The sequence below is a fragment of the Bacillus paranthracis genome (assembly GCF_024296885.1).
Classification (GTDB): Bacteria; Bacillota; Bacilli; order Bacillales; family Bacillaceae_G; genus Bacillus_A; species Bacillus_A paranthracis.
Genome location: NZ_CP101135.1, coordinates 3,027,415 through 3,047,928, shown reverse-complemented (window position 1 = coordinate 3,047,928; position 20,514 = coordinate 3,027,415). Strand labels below are relative to the sequence as shown.

The 20,514-nt window shown below is 34.7% G+C and carries 25 protein-coding genes and 1 riboswitch; of the genes, 19 read left to right on the top strand and 6 right to left on the bottom strand.

What is annotated here, in order from left to right:
* The first annotated feature begins 13 nt into the window (after nt 1–13).
* From NLJ82_RS15585 to NLJ82_RS15570, 4 genes are all read left to right on the top strand, one after another.
* Entirely contained in the window at nt 14–892 is an 879-nt protein-coding gene (locus tag NLJ82_RS15585) for an energy-coupling factor transporter transmembrane component T (protein WP_012644489.1), read from the top strand.
* Nucleotides 865–2,526, top strand: coding sequence for an ABC transporter ATP-binding protein (locus NLJ82_RS15580; RefSeq protein ID WP_041185183.1), 1,662 nt, complete (start codon nt 865–867; stop codon nt 2,524–2,526). The genes NLJ82_RS15585 and NLJ82_RS15580 overlap by 28 nt, the downstream gene beginning before the upstream one ends.
* On the top strand, nt 2,499–3,200 hold the full coding sequence (locus NLJ82_RS15575) for an ECF transporter S component (RefSeq protein WP_002170204.1): 702 nt from the start codon (nt 2,499–2,501) through the stop codon (nt 3,198–3,200). Before NLJ82_RS15580 ends, NLJ82_RS15575 begins: the two co-directional genes overlap by 28 nt.
* Nucleotides 3,201–3,383: 183 nt before the next feature.
* Nucleotides 3,384–4,106, top strand: a complete 723-nt coding sequence (locus tag NLJ82_RS15570; protein ID WP_000779990.1) for a YwiC-like family protein — start codon at nt 3,384–3,386, stop codon at nt 4,104–4,106.
* Nucleotides 4,107–4,138: 32 nt separating this feature from the next.
* On the opposite strand, the gene NLJ82_RS15565 is transcribed toward NLJ82_RS15570, so the two are convergent.
* Entirely contained in the window at nt 4,139–4,330 is a 192-nt protein-coding gene (locus tag NLJ82_RS15565; protein ID WP_000545001.1) for a hypothetical protein, read from the bottom strand.
* 122 nt (nt 4,331–4,452) lie between these two features.
* Nucleotides 4,453–4,551: riboswitch (SAM riboswitch) on the top strand.
* Nucleotides 4,552–4,651: 100 nt separating this feature from the next.
* Between NLJ82_RS15565 and NLJ82_RS15560 the strand changes: the two genes are divergently transcribed.
* The 4 genes from NLJ82_RS15560 (at nt 4,652) to NLJ82_RS15545 (ending at nt 6,491) form a co-directional block, all read left to right on the top strand.
* The gene (locus NLJ82_RS15560) at nt 4,652–4,909 is read left to right on the top strand and encodes a hypothetical protein (protein ID WP_000171478.1); all 258 of its coding nucleotides are present in this window, start codon (nt 4,652–4,654) and stop codon (nt 4,907–4,909) included.
* A gap of 252 nt (nt 4,910–5,161) precedes the next feature.
* Nucleotides 5,162–5,542 carry an SWIM zinc finger family protein gene (locus NLJ82_RS15555; RefSeq protein ID WP_000271509.1) on the top strand — a complete coding sequence of 127 codons (381 nt, stop codon included), beginning with the start codon at nt 5,162–5,164 and terminating at the stop codon, nt 5,540–5,542.
* 23 nt (nt 5,543–5,565) lie between these two features.
* Nucleotides 5,566–6,141 (top strand): NAD(P)H-dependent oxidoreductase, encoded by a 576-nt coding sequence (locus tag NLJ82_RS15550; protein ID WP_001101673.1) that lies wholly within the window; start codon nt 5,566–5,568, stop codon nt 6,139–6,141.
* Nucleotides 6,138–6,491 (top strand): hypothetical protein, encoded by a 354-nt coding sequence (locus tag NLJ82_RS15545; RefSeq protein WP_001004515.1) that lies wholly within the window; start codon nt 6,138–6,140, stop codon nt 6,489–6,491. Before NLJ82_RS15550 ends, NLJ82_RS15545 begins: the two co-directional genes overlap by 4 nt.
* Before the next feature lie 40 nt (nt 6,492–6,531).
* On the opposite strand, the gene NLJ82_RS15540 is transcribed toward NLJ82_RS15545, so the two are convergent.
* Nucleotides 6,532–7,878 carry a short-chain fatty acid transporter gene (locus tag NLJ82_RS15540; protein WP_000490020.1) on the bottom strand — a complete coding sequence of 449 codons (1,347 nt, stop codon included), beginning with the start codon at nt 7,876–7,878 and terminating at the stop codon, nt 6,532–6,534.
* 408 nt (nt 7,879–8,286) lie between these two features.
* On the opposite strand from NLJ82_RS15540, the gene alo reads away from it, so the two are divergent.
* From alo to NLJ82_RS15520, 4 genes are all read left to right on the top strand, one after another.
* Nucleotides 8,287–9,825, top strand: coding sequence for an anthrolysin O/cereolysin O family cholesterol-dependent cytolysin Alo (gene alo, locus NLJ82_RS15535; RefSeq protein ID WP_012644488.1), 1,539 nt, complete (start codon nt 8,287–8,289; stop codon nt 9,823–9,825).
* Nucleotides 9,826–10,156: 331 nt separating this feature from the next.
* Nucleotides 10,157–10,714, top strand: coding sequence for a TetR/AcrR family transcriptional regulator (locus tag NLJ82_RS15530; protein WP_000813654.1), 558 nt, complete (start codon nt 10,157–10,159; stop codon nt 10,712–10,714).
* A 14-nt stretch (nt 10,715–10,728) separates the two neighbouring features.
* The gene (locus tag NLJ82_RS15525) at nt 10,729–11,091 is read left to right on the top strand and encodes a DMT family transporter (RefSeq protein WP_001198605.1); all 363 of its coding nucleotides are present in this window, start codon (nt 10,729–10,731) and stop codon (nt 11,089–11,091) included.
* Nucleotides 11,088–11,507: a YvaD family protein gene (locus NLJ82_RS15520; RefSeq protein WP_001080910.1), complete on the top strand. Its 420-nt coding sequence runs from the start codon at nt 11,088–11,090 to the stop codon at nt 11,505–11,507. The genes NLJ82_RS15525 and NLJ82_RS15520 overlap by 4 nt, the downstream gene beginning before the upstream one ends.
* Before the next feature lie 161 nt (nt 11,508–11,668).
* Here NLJ82_RS15520 and NLJ82_RS15515 read toward each other — a convergent pair whose 3' ends face one another.
* A complete protein-coding gene (locus NLJ82_RS15515; protein ID WP_000066859.1) occupies nt 11,669–12,211 on the bottom strand; it encodes a transcriptional regulator in 543 nt (180 codons plus the stop codon).
* A 125-nt stretch (nt 12,212–12,336) separates the two neighbouring features.
* Here NLJ82_RS15515 and NLJ82_RS15510 point away from each other — a divergent pair, with 125 nt between their 5' ends.
* The 3 genes from NLJ82_RS15510 to NLJ82_RS15500 are packed head-to-tail and all read left to right on the top strand — an operon-like array spanning nt 12,337 to nt 14,263.
* Entirely contained in the window at nt 12,337–12,576 is a 240-nt protein-coding gene (locus tag NLJ82_RS15510; protein WP_001175970.1) for a PLD nuclease N-terminal domain-containing protein, read from the top strand.
* A complete protein-coding gene (locus tag NLJ82_RS15505; RefSeq protein ID WP_000763104.1) occupies nt 12,573–13,478 on the top strand; it encodes an ABC transporter ATP-binding protein in 906 nt (301 codons plus the stop codon). Before NLJ82_RS15510 ends, NLJ82_RS15505 begins: the two co-directional genes overlap by 4 nt.
* Nucleotides 13,475–14,263 (top strand): ABC transporter permease subunit, encoded by a 789-nt coding sequence (locus NLJ82_RS15500; RefSeq protein WP_001066460.1) that lies wholly within the window; start codon nt 13,475–13,477, stop codon nt 14,261–14,263. Before NLJ82_RS15505 ends, NLJ82_RS15500 begins: the two co-directional genes overlap by 4 nt.
* Nucleotides 14,264–14,622: 359 nt before the next feature.
* On the opposite strand, the gene NLJ82_RS15495 is transcribed toward NLJ82_RS15500, so the two are convergent.
* The 3 genes from NLJ82_RS15495 to NLJ82_RS15485 form a co-directional block, all read right to left on the bottom strand.
* Nucleotides 14,623–15,882 (bottom strand): serine hydrolase domain-containing protein, encoded by a 1,260-nt coding sequence (locus NLJ82_RS15495; RefSeq protein WP_000768703.1) that lies wholly within the window; start codon nt 15,880–15,882, stop codon nt 14,623–14,625.
* 100 nt (nt 15,883–15,982) lie between these two features.
* Complete coding sequence (locus tag NLJ82_RS15490; RefSeq protein ID WP_001190341.1) at nt 15,983–17,182, bottom strand: MFS transporter; 1,200 nt, start codon at nt 17,180–17,182, stop codon at nt 15,983–15,985.
* Nucleotides 17,183–17,197: 15 nt separating this feature from the next.
* The gene (locus tag NLJ82_RS15485; protein WP_000343680.1) at nt 17,198–17,614 is read right to left on the bottom strand and encodes a MarR family winged helix-turn-helix transcriptional regulator; all 417 of its coding nucleotides are present in this window, start codon (nt 17,612–17,614) and stop codon (nt 17,198–17,200) included.
* Between the two features lie 189 nt (nt 17,615–17,803).
* Between NLJ82_RS15485 and phaZ the strand changes: the two genes are divergently transcribed.
* The 4 genes from phaZ (at nt 17,804) to NLJ82_RS15465 (ending at nt 20,488) form a co-directional block, all read left to right on the top strand.
* Nucleotides 17,804–18,706, top strand: coding sequence for an intracellular short-chain-length polyhydroxyalkanoate depolymerase (gene phaZ / locus NLJ82_RS15480; RefSeq protein WP_000594873.1), 903 nt, complete (start codon nt 17,804–17,806; stop codon nt 18,704–18,706).
* Nucleotides 18,707–18,766: 60 nt separating this feature from the next.
* Nucleotides 18,767–18,994, top strand: a complete 228-nt coding sequence (locus NLJ82_RS15475) for a hypothetical protein (RefSeq protein WP_000546480.1) — start codon at nt 18,767–18,769, stop codon at nt 18,992–18,994.
* Nucleotides 18,995–19,107: 113 nt separating this feature from the next.
* Entirely contained in the window at nt 19,108–20,304 is a 1,197-nt protein-coding gene (locus NLJ82_RS15470) for an MFS transporter (protein WP_000027644.1), read from the top strand.
* Nucleotides 20,288–20,488, top strand: coding sequence for an NETI motif-containing protein (locus tag NLJ82_RS15465; RefSeq protein ID WP_000166303.1), 201 nt, complete (start codon nt 20,288–20,290; stop codon nt 20,486–20,488). The genes NLJ82_RS15470 and NLJ82_RS15465 overlap by 17 nt, the downstream gene beginning before the upstream one ends.
* Nucleotides 20,489–20,514 lie beyond the last annotated feature (26 nt).

The following is a 20,514-nucleotide window of genomic DNA, read 5'->3' as shown; positions in this document are numbered from 1 at the left end:
TTGGTAAAGGACTATGAAAATAAGTTTTTCTTCTTTACATCCTTTTGTGAATTTTTCCTATTATATCGGGGTGATGATACTATGTATGATGTGTCTTCATCCTCTTTTTTTAATTGGAGCGATACTATTAATCGTTATGTTAAATATAATGCAAGGGAATAGCGAAAAGATAAGAAAAATGTTACCGAGCACAATTATTTTCTTTTTTATGGTCATTTTATTCAATTCGTTATTCACGCATAGAGGCCGAACGACATTATTTTGGTTAGGTGATAGTCGTATTAAACTTGAGGCAATTATGTTTGGAGTAGTAATGGGGTTATTACTAGTGGCGATTATGTTTACGTTTGCTTCGTATAATGATATTATTACAAGCCATAAATTTTTATATTTATTTTCTAGAATTTCACCGAAAGTAGCATTGTTAACGATGATTACAGTGAGATTTGTTCCTTTGTTTATGAGAAGATTACAGAAAATAACACTCGTCCAAAAGACGAAAGGTGTACAGGTAGATGCAGGTTCCATTGTGGAACGTGTGAAAAATGGTATGCAACTATTGCAAGTATTATTAATTTGTTCATTAGAAGATGCACTGCAAACAGCAGATTCTATGCAAGCTCGTGGATTTGGTGTAACGAAGCGCACGACATATATTCGCTATACAATGGAAAGACGCGATTGGTACACGCTCAGTTATTTAAGTATTCTATTTATAGCTGCTATTATATGTAGTACGTATGGCGGGGGAAAGTTAATCATTTATCCGAAAGTCGAATCTATTTTATTTCAGCAATACGATGGGATGATGTTTGTTGTATTTACGATGTTTATTAGTTTACCAATCATAATGGAAGGAAGGGAATGGATATGGTGGCGCATACAGAAATAAACAATTTATCATTTGTATATGCTGATGAAAACGAAGAAGCGTTACAGCATATTTCTCTTTCTGTTCAAAAAGGAGAGTTTATTGCACTTGCTGGAGGATCAGGATCTGGAAAGACGACTTTATTAAAACATTTTAAAAAGGAATTACTTCCAATCGGTAAGCGTACTGGGGATACATATTATGATGGTACTTTATTAGAAAATGTACCGGATTTGTTATCTGCTCAAGAAATTGGTATGGTATTTCAAAATCCAGAAAATCAACTCGTAATGGATACAGTAATTCAAGAATTAGCGTTTTCTTTAGAAAATATTGGATTACCATCACATATTATTCAAAAAAGAATAGCAGAGCTCATTAGTTTCTTAGGATTTCAAGATTTATTGCATCAATCTGTTCATACGTTATCTGGCGGACAGAAGCAACTTGTTAATTTAGCTGCCGTATTAGTAATGCAACCGAAATTGTTATTATTAGATGAACCGACAGCGCAGTTAGATCCAATTGCCGCAAAAGAGTTTTTAGGATTGTTAAAGCGTATTAATGAAGAACTTGGAATTACGATCGTTTTAAGTGAACATCGTTTAGATGAAGTAATACCACTTGCAACGCGCGTTATTTGTATGAGTAACGGCCAAATCGTGTATGACGGTAGTCCGAAAACGGTTGTAGCAAATATGTGGGAAGTAGAAAAGTTCCGGCCATTTATTCCGCAAATTCCAAGATTGTTTTTAGAGTGGAATACGAAAGATATTCCGTTTACAGTGCGAGAAGCGCAAATGAAAATGAATAATTTTTCAGCGATGTCATATGTAAGTGAGCCAATAGCACAAAGTGAAAAGCAAGAAGTCATTTTAAGTGCCGAGCATATTTCGTTCCAATATGAAAAAAATAGTCCGCTCATTTTACGAGATTTAACAGTATCGATTGAAAAAGGAAAATGGGTAGCTCTCGTTGGAAAGAATGGTACAGGGAAGTCTACACTGTTAACGATTTTAGCAGGGTTACAAAAATCGAGAAGAGGGAAAGTAAAGTGGAATGGGAAAGTGATACATAAAATTGATTCGAAAGAACGATTTAAAAGTATTGGGTATGTATCACAGCATCCGTATTATCATTTTACATTTGATACAGTGTGGGACGAAGTGTATGAACGAGCGCGTGAATTATATGGAGAACAAGGAAAAGAAATAGCAGAACATCAGCTTAAAAAGTTTTGGCTATATGCACTTAAAGAACGCCATCCACATGATTGTAGCGGGGGTGAGCAACAACTACTCGCGTTATGTACGACGTTATTATCAAAGCCGACTTTATTATTACTGGATGAACCGACGAAGGGACTCGATCCATGGAAGAAAGAAAGAGTAGGAGAGTTATTTAGGAAACTGCAAAAAGAAGGGACAACAATTGTAATGGCAACGCATGATATTGAGTTTGCAGCGAAATACGTTGATCAATGCATGATGTTATTCGACGGAGCAGTCATTATGAATGATGCACCGAAAGAATTTTTTAGTGGTAACTTCTTTTATACAACCTCTATTAACCGATTCATTCGAAAAGAATTGCCATATGCATTAACGTGGGAGGATGTGTACGAAGCGTGTCCAAACGATATGTTGCATTCATAATATGTATTTTTGCAGTAATAATAGGCACATTACTCTTTACTACACTTATCATGGATGGGTATTACATGTTAAGTAGTTTGTTTTTATTAGTCGTTATTATGTTACCTTTCTATATCCGCTTTGAAAGAAAGGCGTTTGTTTCACGTGAAATTGTTCTCGTCGCTGTGTTAGCAGCAATTGCAGCAGTTAGCCGCGTACCATTTTCTATTTTACCGAGTGTACAACCGACTTCTTTTGTTATTATCGTTTCTGCAATCGTGTTCGGAAGTGAAACTGGATTTATGATCGGGGCAACAGCGGCGATTGTGTCTAATATCTTTTTAGGGCAAGGTCCGTGGACGCCGTGGCAAATGTTTTCATGGGGTATGATTGGTTTTATAGCTGGATTATTACGTAATACGTTTTTAATGAAAAAGCTATGGGGAAGACTACTATACGGATTGTTTGTTGGATTTTTATTTGGCTGGATCATGAATTTTTGGGGGCTTCTCGGTTTTATACGAGAGGCAACGTGGGAAACAGTCATTTCGTATTATATCGCAAGTTTTTATTTCGATTTGAGCCATGCAATTTCGAATGTTGTTTTCTTACTATTATTTAGTACGTCTTGGATTACGATTCTTACAAGATTTAAAAAGAAATATGGCATATTGGATAAGCATAACATGGTATAGAAAAGCATACTCATATAAGGTAGGGTCGCGACTTACATATTCGTTTGCCTCTTTCATGCTTCTTACATATTGTAAGGAGCATTTTTTATTGTCAAAAAATAGTCCAATATATATCCGTTACTATATAAAATTATTTGTATAATAGTAGGTGAGAACTATTTTCAAAAGGGAGGTGTATAGTTAATGAAGTTAGTTATTCCGAAGCAACATGGTGCATGGGCGATGCTTGTTATACCATTTCTATTAAGTGTCATACTTGGAAAACCTACTATGTATCATATTCCATTGTTTATAGCTTGGTTCTTTATCTATTTAGCTACGTATCCATTCCTTATGTACATAAAACAAAAAAGAAAAAAAGAGTATTTACATGCAGCAATTGTATATTTTTTGATTGCGTTCGTATTTGGGATGATTTCTCTATTATATGAATGGCGCATTCTTTTATTCGTAATAGTCATGATTCCATTCTTTATAGTAAATATGTATTACGCTCGTCAAAAAAATGAAAGAGCATTATTAAATGACGTTAGTGCAATTATTGTTTTCTGTATAGGTGGTTTAGTTAGTTATTATTTTTCAATGAAACTGATAGATAAAACTGCATTATTTATTGCGCTTATTTCATTTTTATATTTTTTAGGAAGTACGTTTTATGTGAAAACGATGATACGTGAGAAAAATAATCCGAAGTATCGTTATATATCTTGGGGTTATCATATCATGTTAACGGTCATCGTATTTGCTATTAATCCGTTGTGTTCTCTTATTTTTATACCAAGTGTCATTCGAGCCATTATATTGTATGGCAAAAAAATTTCTATTATAAAAGTAGGGATTTTAGAAATTGTGAATTCTGTATATTTTTTAATCATAACGGCAATAATTATGAAGTATGCCATTTGAAAAACCTTCCCACCTTATGATGGGAAGTTTTTTCAATCTTGTTCTAAAATGTGAACGGTGTAGTCGCAGCGTTGAATAGCTTGTTCGATTGCATAAAGAGATTGTTCAATACGAGCGCGATTAAAATCTTTTTCAACAGTCTGTAATGCTGCTTCTAAACATTGTTTTGCTTCTTGTAATGATTGAAAAGAATCTTGTACATATCCGCGGGCATTTTCGTGCATTTCATAATCCTCCTTGCATATTCATATATGTATAGTATGAACAGTAAAGAAGAAAATATAATTTGTTATATTTGTTTGACAATTGAAATGAAATTACGTATAGTAAGAATTAAGTGAATATTTTCTTATCCAGAGAGGTGGAGGGACTGGCCCGATGAAACCCAGCAACCGCGATGCAGGTGCTAATTCCAGCAGAACAAATTTGTTCTGGGAGATAAGACGAAGATATATACGTAACTTCTTCTTATCGGAGAGGTTTTTTTATTGCAAAAAAACCGATTACGAAAATTTATATTAAGAAGAAAGGGGTTGCGCGTTACTGTGACACTCGAAAAATACGTAAAACTGCGTAGTACAGTTTATGAATATATGATAGAGCAAGATAAGCCGATATCATTGTTAGATATTCAAGAACATATCGTTTCGCATCATGAAGGAAAATTCACGAAAAAGATGTTACATCAATTTTATTTATCAAGACTATTAGATGAACTGAAACTGGATGGGAAAATTACATTAGCTGATGAATATCTCTATACTGAAAAAGGGGTATTTTATAAAGCGAGAAAAGGGAGCTAAGCTCTCTTTTTTTGAAGTATGTAGAGTAAAAGACTGCTTAAGCAGCCTGATACAGGGAATGGTGTTGAGTGTGTAGTGTCAAAGATTGAATATGCCTGAAAGAGGCACTTCATATCGGCTGCAAATGAAAAGAGACACCTTCGCCGAATAGGTGTCAGTCGTTTTGTCATATAGACTTGCTATTTGACAGTTATTAGAATAACATGCAGTGGCTCTAGAAGTCAAAAGGGAATTAAAGGAAGAGGGATTGTTATGTACGCTTATTTGTTACATGATATAACGAAATGGATTCCTAAGTACATTATGGATAAAGGGTATGAATATTATGAAGAAGGACATGTAGAAGATGTTGAAATACAAGACAAGAAAATATTTGCTTTCGTTACTGGAAATGTAGGGGACTATGAAGTGATTATTGATCTTGAAGATTTTGCAAAAAGTAGCTGCGAGTGTCCGTATGAGAATCTTTGCAAACATATGGCGGCTGATATTCAAAGTGCTGGTGAGAGTACGGTTAAATCGAAATTGCAAGGTTTAGAAAAAGAAGAGTTACTTACAGTATTAAACCGGTTGTTACAAAGTTCAAAAAACGTGCAAATTGTGGAGAAGATGTTAAAGAAGGGGAAACTTTAACTTATAAAGGGAGTTGTTTTGTAGTGAATGTACTTATTGTATACGCTCATCCTAGTCCTTCAAGTTTTAACGCGGCAATTTTAAATCATGTGCAAAAAGGACTACAGGAAACAAATCATTCAGTTACCGTACTTGATTTATATAAGGAGCAATTTGATCCAGTCCTTGTATTTAATGAAGAGAAGAAAAGACGTGACTTAGTAAATGAAGAAGAAACAGCTCGGTACAGAACATTAGTAGAAGAAGCGGATATGTTTCTATTCATCTATCCGATATGGTGGTGGGGGATGCCAGCTATTTTAAAAGGATTTATTGATCGTATTTTCGTTGCCGGATTTGCTTATAAATATGAAGGTGCTCTGCCGAAAGGGTTATTGAAAGGGAAGAAGGCGTGGGTGATTAATACGCTAGATTCACCGTTATGGTACGTCGCACTATTATATCGATCAGCAGATTGGATTATAATGAAGAGAGGTGTCTTACGTTTTTGCGGCATTCGCGATATAAAACGGTCAGTTTTTCAATCTGTGAAAACGAGTAAACGAGAGAAGCGGGAAAAGTGGTTATTACAAATAGAAGAAAAGGCTCGTACATTATGAATGAAATGGAACGTATTATAAACTGTTGTGGGTATGATAACGAACTTTTTCGAACGTATATTACATGTTTGCTTCAATTGAAAAAATGTAGTGAAATATTTGGGCAAATTCAAATAGAGTTAAGAAATGATTACTTAATAAGAGGAATTTGTGAAAGAGAAGTTGATGAAGTAGTAAGGGGAAGTAAAGAATATGATACATATTTTCTTCCTAAAGCTTTACAGTGGAACTTCTTGAGGGAAAATCCACATCTGATTGAAAAAGTATGTGAAGATTTTTTTGCATTTGAGGCATTACATCTTACGGAGATAGAGTGGAAGACCATAATAAATTGCGTGGGAAATAAATGATTTATTATGTAAAAAAGCTAGTATAAAACTAGCTTTTCGTTTAAATAAATAAGAAACATAGACTAATGATAAATCCTGCATATAGTAAGTTCACAACGCAAAATCCCATAATATCACGAGCACCTAAACCTGCTATCGCTAATGCCGGTAATGCCCAGAATGGTTGAATTAAATTCGTCCAAGCATCTCCCCAAGCAATGGCCATCGCTGTTTTTGCAGCAGGTACACCAAGTTCAGCGCCAGCTGGAATCATAATGGGGGCTTGCACAGCCCATTGACCGCCTCCAGATGGAACGAAAATATTAACGATGCCAGCACTTAAAAAAGTAAAGAGCGGGAAAGTCGTTTCGTTTGAAATGCTAATAAAGAAATTTGAAATAGCTCCTCCAAGTGAAAGTCCTTCACTATTTGCTCCAATCATCATCCCCATAATTCCTGCATAAAACGGAAACTGAAGTAAAATACCAGAAGCACTTTTCGTAGAGTCTGAAAAAGCACGAATATATTGAATCGGAGTACGGTGGAAAATAAGTCCAGCAATTAATAGCATGAAAATAACGATATCAAGTGTAAGGTTAAAGCCTTTCGTATAAAAGTAATTGAAAATATAAATGAGACCTAACAATCCAACGCAAAGTGTAATGATGATACTATTTTCCATTTTCTCAGCGAACGTATTATTACCTACTTCTTGAGCCGCAGCTTCTTCATGAAACACGCTAGGATCCACTGTAATCGTATGCTTTTCATCTGGATGCATCGCCTTATTAATGAGAGGCATCGTAATAAGAAAGATAATAACTGGAACGAGAGCGTATGGTGAGAATAACGTTTCAGTGATTGGAATCGCTTCTTTAATACTTCCAGCTGTCGTTTTCATTAACGTTTCTCCGCCTGTTGCTAACGTAAGAGGGATAGAAGCAGAAAGCCCCGCATGCCAAATGAGAAATCCAGAGTAAGAAGAGGCAATGGCTAGCCTATAATCTAATCCTTCAAGCTGCCTTGCTACTTCCTTTGCATATAAAACAGATACAACAATACCAAAGCCCCAGTTTATGTACGCCCCTAGTAAACTTACGATTGAAATGGCAATAATACCTTGTCCATTCGTTTTCGGTAGTCTGGCAGCTTTTGTTAATCCTTTTTTAATAAGAGGAGCGTTTGCTAAAGCAGATCCTGTCACGAGTACAAGTGCCATTTGCATAGAAAAGGCGAGAAGTCCCCAAATGCCATTACCCCAGTGATTAATCATTTCCACAGGTGTTTGATGCGTTGCAAACATACCAAAGAAGATAACGAAAACAGTTAATAAACATGATAAAATAAACGGTTCTGGCAAGAAGCGTTGCACTAAGGCGACGCAACCATTAGTAAAAGAGCGAAACAAAATAGATCAACCTCCTTATGTATATGTATTACAATTATTCGAGGTTGTTTCGTTCATAACCTCTTAAAAATAGAAAATTCTGATATTTTTAAAAGGATTGAAATATGTTCAAGAAGAGTGGTAGCATCATCACCCTGACAGAAAAAGTTGCTTTTTCCCTAATATGAAATATTGCATATAAAAATGAATTGATGCAAATGTAAAAGCTTATTATAATGAAAGCATAAATATACAACACATCTTAATACAGCAAAGAGGAGGAAGGAATATGGAAATCGCAATGGCAGTTTTAAAATTTTTAGGTGGAGTAATTCCTTTAGTTCAAGAACTTTTAAAAGCGTTTATGTAAGTTTATTCGTTAGCTATCATATATCCATCATTATTATATCTTACTAAAAAAAGAACGGGGTGATTTTTCTGAATATTATGAAAAATTTTAAGGGAAGAAAGTTCCTTACATGTGTATTAGTTAGTCTATGCACTCTTAATTATTCATCTATTTCTTTCGCAGAAACACAAGCCGGTCATGCAAATGATATAACTAAAAATGCTAGTAGCATTGATACTGGTATAGGGAATCTTACATATAATAATCAAGAGGTTTTAGCTGTAAATGGTGATAAAGTAGAGAGTTTTGTTCCGAAAGAAAGTATCAATTCAAATGGTAAATTTGTAGTAGTGGAACGTGAGAAAAAATCACTTACAACGTCACCAGTCGATATTTCGATTATTGATTCTGTAGCGAATCGTACGTATCCAGGAGCTGTACAACTTGCCAATAAAGCTTTTGCAGACAATCAACCGAGTTTATTAGTGGCTAAGAGAAAGCCTTTGAATATTAGTATAGACTTACCTGGTATGAGAAAAGAAAATACAATCACTGTCCAAAATCCGACATATGGTAATGTGGCTGGAGCAGTAGATGATTTAGTATCTACTTGGAATGAAAAGTATTCCGCAACACATACGTTACCTGCAAGAATGCAGTATACAGAATCTATGGTGTATAGTAAAGCACAAATCGCAAGTGCTCTTAATGTTAATGCTAAATATCTTGATAACAGTCTAAATATTGACTTTAATGCAGTTGCAAATGGAGAAAAGAAAGTGATGGTGGCCGCATATAAACAAATATTTTATACTGTAAGTGCTGAACTACCTAACAATCCATCTGATCTCTTTGATAATAGTGTTACTTTTGGTGAGTTAACTCGTAAAGGAGTAAGCAATTCGGCTCCACCTGTTATGGTTTCAAATGTAGCTTATGGTAGAACGGTTTATGTAAAATTAGAAACAACATCTAAGAGTAAAGATGTACAAGCTGCTTTTAAAGCTTTACTTAAGAATAACAGCGTTGAAACGAGTGGGCAGTACAAAGATATTTTTGAAGAAAGTACCTTTACTGCTGTCGTATTAGGTGGAGATGCGAAAGAGCATAACAAGGTTGTTACAAAAGATTTCAATGAAATCCGAAATATCATTAAAGATAATGCTGAATTAAGTTTTAAAAATCCAGCATATCCAATTTCATATACAAGCACGTTCTTAAAAGATAATGCAACTGCTGCTGTTCATAACAATACAGATTATATCGAGACGACAACTACAGAATATTCAAGTGCTAAAATGACACTTGATCATTACGGTGCTTATGTTGCTCAATTTGATGTATCTTGGGATGGATTCACATTTGATCAAAATGGGAAAGAAATACTAACACATAAAACATGGGAAGGTAGTGGCAAAGACAAAACAGCTCATTATTCTACAGTAATCCCTCTTCCACCAAATTCAAAAAATATAAAAATCGTAGCAAGAGAATGTACAGGTCTTGCATGGGAATGGTGGAGAACAATTATTAATGAACAAAATGTTCCATTAACAAATGAAATAAAGGTTTCAATTGGAGGAACAACATTATACCCAACGGCTAATATTAGTCATTAGGTTGGAGCAAAGCGCCCTGTTTATAGGGCGCTTTTTTACTTAGGTGAAAGGTAGATCGGGGTTTCTCGCCATCAAGCTAAAAAAGAACATATACTAACATATCCTTATAGAGCTGCATGTAACTTTTTTAAGGCTTCATGCATCAGTGTGGTTCTATACATTCACTTGATTGTTGAATATGCAGGAATGTTCCTCATTGCTCTCATGTTTATCTGTTTTGAGATAAAAGTTAGAAAATTTGAAATGTTAGTTGTATACATTGTGTTAAATATTGTAAAATAAAATGGTACCAAAAAAACTAAATTGGTACCAAAGGTTTAGGGGGCGGATTATGAAGCAAAGAATAGTAACAGAAACAATTCATCAAATTCAAACGAAGGGGTTTACATTTACAATTAGTGATTTAGCAAAACAATTAGCTGTCAGTAAGAGGACAATCTATGAGCACTTTTCTTCAAAAGATGAAATAGTAGATGAAGTTATTCGTAATGTAATAGAAAGTATTCAAGAAAAAGAAAAAAATATCGCTGAAGATGATACGTTACAAATAGTTGAAAAAATAAGACTCATCTTAATTTGCATTCCACAACAATTTACATTCATGGATGCACGTTTATTAGTAGAACTAAAAAAACATCATTATTACCAATGGTTAAAATTAGATGAGTTTTTACGTGAAGGCTGGTCTACTGTAATTGGCTTAATAGAAGAGGGAATGAGAGAAGGTAGCATAAGAAAAATTCAAATTCCGTTTTTTATTGAAGTCTATTTAGGGGCACTGAATCGCATATATGATCCTATGTTTATTGAAAAGAGTGATTATACATTGGGAAGTATGCTTGAATCGATTATGGACATGTTACTATATGGCATTTCTAATTCGAAATAGAAGGTGGGAGAGTAGTGCAGTGGATTTATTTATGTTTAGCAATTTTATTTGAGGTAGCAGGTACAACTGCGATGAAACTATCTGATGGATTAACGAAACTTGTACCAAGCATTCTTATTTTTGTATTTTATGTAGTAAGTTTTGCATTTCTGTCATTTGCATTAAAAGGGATGGAGATGTCCGTTGCATATGCGGTGTGGTCAGGTATGGGAATTGTAACGATTACAACAATTGGTTTTATTTATTTTGGAGAAAGTATCAATATAATTAAGATACTAGCAATTCTTTTTATTTTAATTGGAGTCGTAATATTAAATTTTAATAGTACGGCACATGAAGCGAAGAAAAAAGAAATGGTGGAGGAACGTATACATTGAATCGATTAAAGTATTTTTTCCTTATTACTGATGTTGGGTTTGTTGTATATTGGCTCATAACAATTTTTCATATGATTCCGCAAGAATATTTGTTTAAAGATTATGAAGATCCTATTTTAGTAGCATGGAATTGGTCTTTCCTGCCTCTAGATTTGTTAATCTCGTTAACGGGATTTTTAAGTTTGTATTTGCATTCTAAACAAAAACATACTTGGAGCCACTTTGCATTTCTATCATTAATTTTAACTTTTTGCTCAGGGTTACAAGCTCTAGCATTTTGGACAATTCGTTTAGATTTTGATATGTCTTGGTGGATCCCTAATTTATATTTGTTAGTTTACCCATGCTTCTTTTTTAAAAGTTTTTGGAGAGAGTGTGGATCGTATGAGATTAACACGAGAAAAGAATTCATGTAATATAGATAGCAACTTTAAGCACATTCGAATTCTAGATTTTAAAACATTTCAGTTTCTAGATCCGTTTTTTTCGCCAGCTATACAGCAAAAGTCAAAATGAAGATAGCCGATGATTCCTACGGTAAGGAATCATCGGCTTGTATTATGTATGTTGAGTGAGTTCACGTTTCTGGAATAATTGTAATAGCGATGGTCCGAACCGGAGCCTCTATTTCATCTTTATTTTGGCTATTGTAGTATTTAATCATTAATTCGTTAAGTTCGCTTTGAAATTTTCCAAAGCGTTCTTCATCTAGCTTTAATTCCACTACAGAAAAAGTAGCAGTATCTTCTTGACTGTTTTGTTCCTCTAATTTCTTAAGGTAACTTTGATATTGTGTCATAAGTGATAACTGATAATAGGAAATGTAGTTTAATTTTTCATCATCAGATAAGCCTTTCCATTCACTTCCTTCAATTTTTGCATCTTCTTCATTGATTGCGTAATATTTTTCAGAAACAGATTTTACCTTTTTTTCTTTAATTACATGGACGATACCAGAATCAACCATAGTTTGTAGCTGTCTATATAGTGTAGCTTGTGGTACATTTTTAATGATTTTTACCATTTCTAACGGTGTTAGCCCATTTTCCTTATTTCTCATTAACACTTGGCAAATTTTCATTCTTACTGGATGCATTAAAATTTCAACTTTATTACTCATTCGCTCACCTTATTTATCATATATTTTTATTCTCATTATAAATAATGAGAATAATGTTTGCAATTCATTCGTTTATGATTTATCATTATCAATAATGAGAATGAATTTAGGGAGGAATGACAATAATGCAACTACATTATGGATTGAATGATCTTAAAGACATTGATATTATGACTTTTCTACCTATTATATTGCCAGTTATTGCAGTGGGGGCACTTTTAGTTTTTATTGCATTCATTGATTTATACCGAAATAGAAAAACAAGAAAAAATGTACTTGTATGGACGTTCATTATTCTTTTCGTTAATATATTGGGACCTATCTTGTACTTTGTTATAGGGAGAAAGGACAGTGGGAAATTATGAAATTAGAGATTAAAAATGTAACAAAATCATTTAAAGGAAAAATTGCTGTCAATAATTTCTCGATGGAACTGCAAGCGGGGGAATGCGTCGGATTAATTGGACCAAACGGAGCAGGAAAATCTACATTAATAAAAGTAATTTCGGATATTACTAATCCAACTGCTGGTGAAGTTTTATTGAATGGGATAAAAATATCAAAAATGAAAAGTGAAATTGGTTATTTACCTCAATATCCTAATTTTTTTCATTGGATGACAGCGAGAGAAACGCTTATGTTTATGGGCCAACTTTCGGGATTGAATAAAGTAGAATTGTCAAAGTCAATTCCAGAAATTTTAGAGAAAGTTGGACTAAAGGGGGAAGAAAACGAAAAGGTTAGTACATTTTCTGGTGGAATGAAACAACGACTTGGTATTGCACAAGCATTATTGCATAAACCTTCGCTTATTGTCATGGATGAACCGGTATCCGCATTAGATCCAATCGGCCGGCGAGAAGTATTGAATCTGATTGAAGAAATAAAAAAAGATACAACCATTTTATTATCAACCCACATCTTAAGCGATGCAGAAGAAATCTGTGAACGATTTGTCATTATAAAAGATGGAACAAAAATAGAAGACACAACGATTACCGAACTTTTACACCGTAATAGTAAAAATAAATTGATTATTGAAATAACAACTAAAGATCAAAAGTGGATTGAAGTTGTAAAAAAATTACCGTATGTGAAGGACGTAGAAGTGGTTGGGCTTAAAATCAAAGTAAAGGTTGAAAGTATTGAAATAAATAAAAATATGTTACTGCAAAATGCATTCGAACATAAAGTGAACATCGTTAAATTTGAAATGAGCAACGATACTTTAGAAGAAATTTTTTTGAAATTGGTGGTGCAAAAATGAATAACACAATGGTATTGATAAAAAAAGAATATGTTCAAATGTTACGTGATTTTAAGATCATTTGGCTACCAATTGTTTTTATATTTTTAGGCGCGACACAACCGATAGTAACTCATTATTTACCATCAATTCTAGAAGCATTAGGTGGAGGGCAGGGAATTATCATTGATCCAAATATGGCAACACAAAAAGGAGGCGAAGTATTAGCAAGTACTTTGGGATCCCAGTTTGATCAGCTCGGACTTATGATTCTAGTGATATCTATGATGGGTACTATTCAAACAGATAAAGCCAATGGTATGTTGGCTTTTATTTTAACAAGACCCGTTACTGTTACTTCATATGTAGGTGGGAAAATAGTGGCCAACTATTTAATGGTAGCTTGTAGTGTAACAATTGGATACGTTACTTCTTATCTATATGTAAATTTTCTTTTTACTGCCGTTCCATTTGCGCACCTAATTACTGGATTACTATTGTATCTAATTTGGACTCTTTTTATCGTATCTTTCACAACAATGATAAGTACTATTTTTCACAGTCAAGGTATGATTGCATTAATTTCAATTGTTTTCCTTTTAGCCTGTAGAGTAATCGTCGGTTTGAATCCAATAATGGATTTGCTTAATCCAGCAAGTATGAGTAAGTATGCAATGGAAACGTTAGTTACGGGGGGCGTACATTCAAACGCAATAATTACAGGAGTACTAACTATAGTTTGGATCTTATTGACACTCTTCGTAACGTATTATTGGATTGCTAATAAAAAGTTTCATTATGAATAAACGTGATGAGGGTAATGGGGTGTTGGAAGTACTACGAGAACAGTAGTGCCATATGAATAAGGGACAATAAAAAAATTCTGGATGCAAGAGGATTTTTTTATTGGGAATAGTAAGGAGGAGGGGAGGTGCATTACATATGGGAAAAGGTAGAAGTAATAATGCTGGTAAAAAGCAACCAAATTTCGATGATTCATCTAATTTCGCTAAACAAAGTCAACCGACAGAAAAGAAGAAGAAATAAAAAAAGGAGCTCTCTTTATGAAGAGAGCTCCTTTTTTTAGATATATTGATGTTTCAACACAACAGATCGTGTGTTCAATCAAATAGTCATACATGTAAGGTTTAAACTCCTGCTTCCACTACTGTGGAAGCTTCTCTAAATGATGTGCAATATCAATATACATATTGGAGTAAACGGAATGGATTTCATTACTTGGCGTAGCGTTAGAAGAGAAGTGGACAATTACCATATTCGCTTTCGGATCGATGTAAAGTGTTTGTCCGTAACTACCTAACACTTCGAAAGCACCTTGTTCATTGTGCGGAATCCACCATTGATTATGATAAGAAATGGAAGCGCCAGGGCCAACTGCAAGTTCACCTTCTTGAACATTTTTTATTTCTTCAGTAATAGAAGAAGGGAGAATTTGTTTTCCGTTATATTCCCCGTTATTTAATAATAATTGTCCGAATCTCGCCATATCTCTAGCAGTTGCATTTAAACCAGCGCTTGCTTGTTCAACTCTTGTTTCATCTGTAACGTAATACGCGTTTTCTTCCATACCAATTTGAGACCAAATGAGCTCACTAACGTTTTCAGCTAATGATTTACCAGTAATCGTTCGAATAATCCAAGCAAGTGTTTCTGCTGATCCATTATCGTAAGAAAAATCGGAACCAGGCGGTGCAGTTTCTTCTGCTTCTCGTAACATATCATAAATTTTCATGGGACCATCGTAATTTTTACCTCGAGGTAAAATATTGCTTGCCAAGTATAGTTGTGCATCTTGATTTTCTAACGCTGGATGTTCATATCCGTGAGTAGGATATTCTACAGAAACTTGCATATCCAATAATTGCTGAAGCGAGGCTTTACCAAACGGTGTATTTTTTAATTCTTTTATATATGTGTCAGCTTTTTTTTCTAAGTCAATACGGTTTTCTTCAGCGAGAGATTGTATTATTGCTCCGGTAAATACCTTTGCTAATGACGCCATACCATGCGGTTCGCTTTCTTTATATCCATTGAAATATCGTTCATATACAAGTTGTCCATTATGTACAACGACAAAAGCATCCGTTTTGTTATCGTCTAAAAGTTTTTTTAGAGGAGTTGTATTTCCAAATCTACGCTCTACAGCAAAATCGTCTAAGTTTTGCAAAGCGGTAGAGAAATGGGAAACTTGATCTGGGTTATGATTTACCTCGTTAATTAAAGTGAATTCTTTCATATGTGTATACGACCAACGTAAGTACGGGTCATCTAGCCAATTTTTTTTCGTCACGTTATTTTTCGATGGGATTGTTTTATTGTGTTTGAAGTATGTAAAACCGAGCCCTGTAATTACAAATATGAATGTGATTATGAGTAAGAGTAGGGGAGATTTTTTTAGTTTCATAGGGGTCCCTCCTTTTTATTTCTATTATAAGTATACGCTTCAATTGAAAGAAATACAAAATAAGGAAAGTAAACGGATAAGTTTACTTTCCTTATTTACGTTAAGCGGATATTTGTCCGTCTGTACGCTGTTTCTTGAATTTTTGTTTTCGTCCGTGTAATCCATAGTATAAAAGTAAAGTGAACGCAACGATAATAGCTGCGATGAAATACATATTATGGTAACTTGATTTCGCTGCGACGATACCTAAAATGAAAGAACCAAAACCGAGCCCACTATCAAAGAATGAGAAGTACGTAGCTGTCGCAGAACCACGTCGATGGTTTGCAGCGGCAGAAATCGCAATCGTTTGGAAGCTTGGAATTAATGTTCCGTAACCTAAACCGATTAACATACCTGCGCCAAGGAACCAAAACGGAGTTTGAGCTTGGCTTAAAATGAACATACCAATTGTGAAAATAATGATAGCTGGGTAAACAAGTACATTTTCACCGAAGCGATCAAAAATCTTTCCTGTAAATGGACGAGAAATGACAACAACGAGTGCGTATAAAATAAAGAAGTAACTAGCAACTTCTCCTAAACCGAGCTCTTTCGCATAAATAGGAATAAAGGATAAAATACCACTATAAGAAAAGGCTAAAACAAATCCTGTCAGAGCGATTGGAATAGAAGCAGGTTCAAGTAAGTCTTTCCATTTCATTTTTTCTCGTTTTTGTTTGCTCACTGGTACTTCATGCGGAATATTTACAAGTAGTCCTAATAAAAATGCAAGCAATGAAAATACGGAACAAACGATAAATAGTACAGTGAATGAAAAATGAGAAATAATTGTTAAACCTAAAAAAGGACCAATTACCATTGGCAGACTCATAAATACGCCGAAATAGGCAAGTGCTTCGCCTCTTCTATGAGCTGGCGCAACATCTGTGACAATCGTACCAGTTGCAGTTGTTGCCATACCGAACCCAATACCATGTAAGAAGCGAAGGGCAAGTAATAAAAATAAACTTTGTGCACCGAAATACATAACGGTAGCAGCTAAAAATAGTGAAAGTGAAATAAATAAAATTTTCTTTCTCCCTAATTCATCAAGCCATTTTCCTGTAAATGGTCTACATAAAACAGATGAAATAAGAAAAACAGTTGCAACTAAACCAATTTCCTCAGGTTTTCCTTTTAGGCCGTCTATTACATAGACGGGTAAAGTAGTCATAAGCATATAAAATGTTAAGAAGAGAAATAGACTACTAAAACAAGTTCCGAGGAAATCCTTCGTCCAAAGTTTCTCACTTTGCATGGTCATCCCTCCAAGTTAATCTAAGTTTTTAATAATTTGTTGTAACACTTGAAATGCTTGATGTAAATCATCTTCGTTAATACCTTCTAGTGTCTTTTCTTCGAAAGTATCCACTTCTTCTTGCCATACCGGAATCATTTTTATCGCTGTTTCTGATAACGAAATGAGCTTCTCACGGCGATCTTTTCCTTCTGTACGAATAATCCAGCCCATCGTTTCCATACGTGTTAACGTACGGGTCATCGTTGGTGATTCAACGTTTAAATACTGACATAATTCTGTTTGCGTACAAGAACCAGTTTGATTGATACGGAAAATAACAGCCCACTGCGCACTAAATAACCCAGTTGGAGATACGCGTTCATTAAATTTCTTCGTAAACTTGCGAGAAGTCTGGCTGACGATGTGAAAAAAATGTTGTTTTTCGTCCATGTATTTTGATCCTTTCAAATTAGTTACCTAGCTAACTATATACTTTTTTATTTTAATTGTCTAGTAATAGACATGTTGATTTATGTAAAAAATTCTTATAGGTTTTATGTTGCGAACGTATATTCTATGTGCTATTCTTTAAGTAAGTAAAGAATTTTCTTTCTATTAAATAGAATGGGGGAACTTGTGATGATTAAGCCTGCAACAATGGAGTTTGTTTCACTATCGAACGGAGAAACGATTGCATATCAGGAAGTTGGAAGGCGAAATACAGATATTCTTGTACTTATTCACGGGAACATGACATCGTCACAACACTTTGATTTAGTTATTGAAAAGCTGCAAGATCAATACCATATTTACGCTCTCGATTTAAGAGGATTTGGTCAATCAACGTATAATAAAGCGATAGATTCAATACAAGACTTTGCAGAAGATGTAAAATTATTTATCGACGGGTTAAAACTAAAGAAATTTTCATTAATGGGCTGGTCAATGGGCGGTGGTGTTGCAATGCAATTTACAGCGAATCACCCAACTTTTGTAGAAAAGTTAATTTTAGTAGAATCAGTAGGAATGAAAGGATACCCAATCTTTAAAAAAGATACGAATGGGCAGCCGATTGTATCAAGTTTAGTAAAGACGAAAGAAGAAATTGCGCAAGATCCAGTACAAATCGCTCCAGTGCTAGACGCGATAAAAAATATGAACAAACTATATTACCGTACAGTATGGAATCTATTAATATATACACATAATCAACCTGAACCGGATCGTTATGAAAAGTATTTAGATGATATGTTAACGCAACGTAATTTCGTAGATGTGAATTATGCGCTCATTACATTTAATATTTCAGATGAACATAATGGGGTTGTAGAGGGAAGTAAGCAAATTCATCATATTAAAGCGCCGACACTCGTCATACAAGGTGACAGAGATTATGTCGTACCGCAAGTAGTCGGTGAGGAGTTAGCAAAACATTTGCCAAATGCAGAGTTGAAGGTATTAGAAGATTGCGGTCATTCGCCGTTTATTGATTGTTTAGATGTATTTATAAAGCATGTAGAGGATTGGTTAGAACAGAAATAATCCCCGAAATGAAAGGTATTGCATATACTATAACATTGTAAGTAAAAGGAGAGATTATCCATGCACCATCCGTTCTTCATTGCGCATTCTCCATATAATCATCATGTGTATACAAAAATGATGATAGCTCCGCTGTATATGCAAGTTTCACCAGTTGTAGTTCCGTTACAAATACAACAGCCACCAATTGTTCATTCGCATCATTATTTGTATGAAACTGCTTTTTATAAACATCCGTATTTCAAGCAATTCCATAACAATGTGAAAGCACAAGTTTGGGAAGGATAAGAAGCTAAAAGATTCATTCTTTTAGCTTCTTTTTTATTGCGAATATTCGTACACGCATTTGTAGAAACAGTTTATAATGAAAAGTGGAAAGCGTGAGAAGGAGAGGGAAAGGGATGTCGATACGTTTTACTTTTTGGATTATGGTTGGGATTGTAGCAATTTCGGGTTTGTCACAAGGTATGCTCTTACCTGCCATTGCAATGATTTTTGAACAAGAAGGGGTTAGTTCAAGTATTAATGGTATTCATGCGACGGCATTGTACATTGGGATATTAGTTATTTCGCCGTTTCTTGAAAAACCGATGCAAAGGTTTGGAATGAAGCCAATTATCGTGATTGGTGGGTTTCTCGTTATTATTTCATTATTCTTTTTTACACAAACATTTTCGTTTTGGGTATGGTTTATCCTTAGATTTCTAGTTGGAGTGGGAGATCATATGCTACATGTCGGAACACAAACATGGATTACGACAACATCGGATCCGAGTAAAATAGGTAGACAAGTATCGATATACGGTGTATTCTTCGGAATTGGTTTTGCCGTCGGTCCGTATTTAGCAAGCACAGTTCAGTACGGTCTTGCAACGCCATTTATTATATCTACTATACTTTGTCTAATAGGTTGGCTGTTATTATTACCAACAAAAAATGCATTCCCGGCGCAAGATGAAAGAGAAGTGAAGAGTGAATCATCATTTTCACGTTATAAACAAGTTGTTGGATTAGGATGGATTGCACTGCTGGGACCACTTGCATATGGTGTACTGGAAGCAATGTTAAACAGTAACTTACCAGTATACGCGCTTCGAAAAGGATGGTCCGTTTCAGAAGTATCCTTCTTATTACCAGCATTTGCAGTTGGGGGCATTATTACACAAATTCCGCTCGGTATATTAAGTGACAAATACGGAAGGGATCGTATTTTAACGTGGACGTTCTGCATAAGTACGGGCATTTTCTTGCTTGCAGCCGTATTTGATCAATATTACTGGATCGTCTTTGCCTGCATGTTGTTAGCGGGTATGGTCATTGGATCGTGCTTCTCGTTAGGACTTGGATTTATGACAGATTTATTACCGAGACACTTATTGCCAGCAGGTAATATATTATCTGGAATTGCCTTTAGTTTAGGAAGTATACTGGGACCTGTATTAGGAGGCGTATTTATAGAAAAAATACAGTATACAAGCTTTTTTATTGCGGTTATGATTATAATAGGAATTCTCGCAATGTTATATATGATCTACATGAAGAATCAATTCGCATCAAGAAAAATAGAAAGTAGGTTAGGGCATGACAAAACAACCTAATAAAAAGAAATTTGAAGTACTCGAAAACGAAACAATTACAGACTGCTTAGCACGTATGGAACAAGAAGGCTATGCACCGTCTCGCCGCATGGAAGAGCCAATCTTTCATGAGGTGAAGAAAGACGGCAAAACAGTAGTAGAACCGTGCGGTAGGAAGATTGTTTTTGAAGGGAAATTGAAGTAATACGCTATATAAAAAGAATTTGCTTT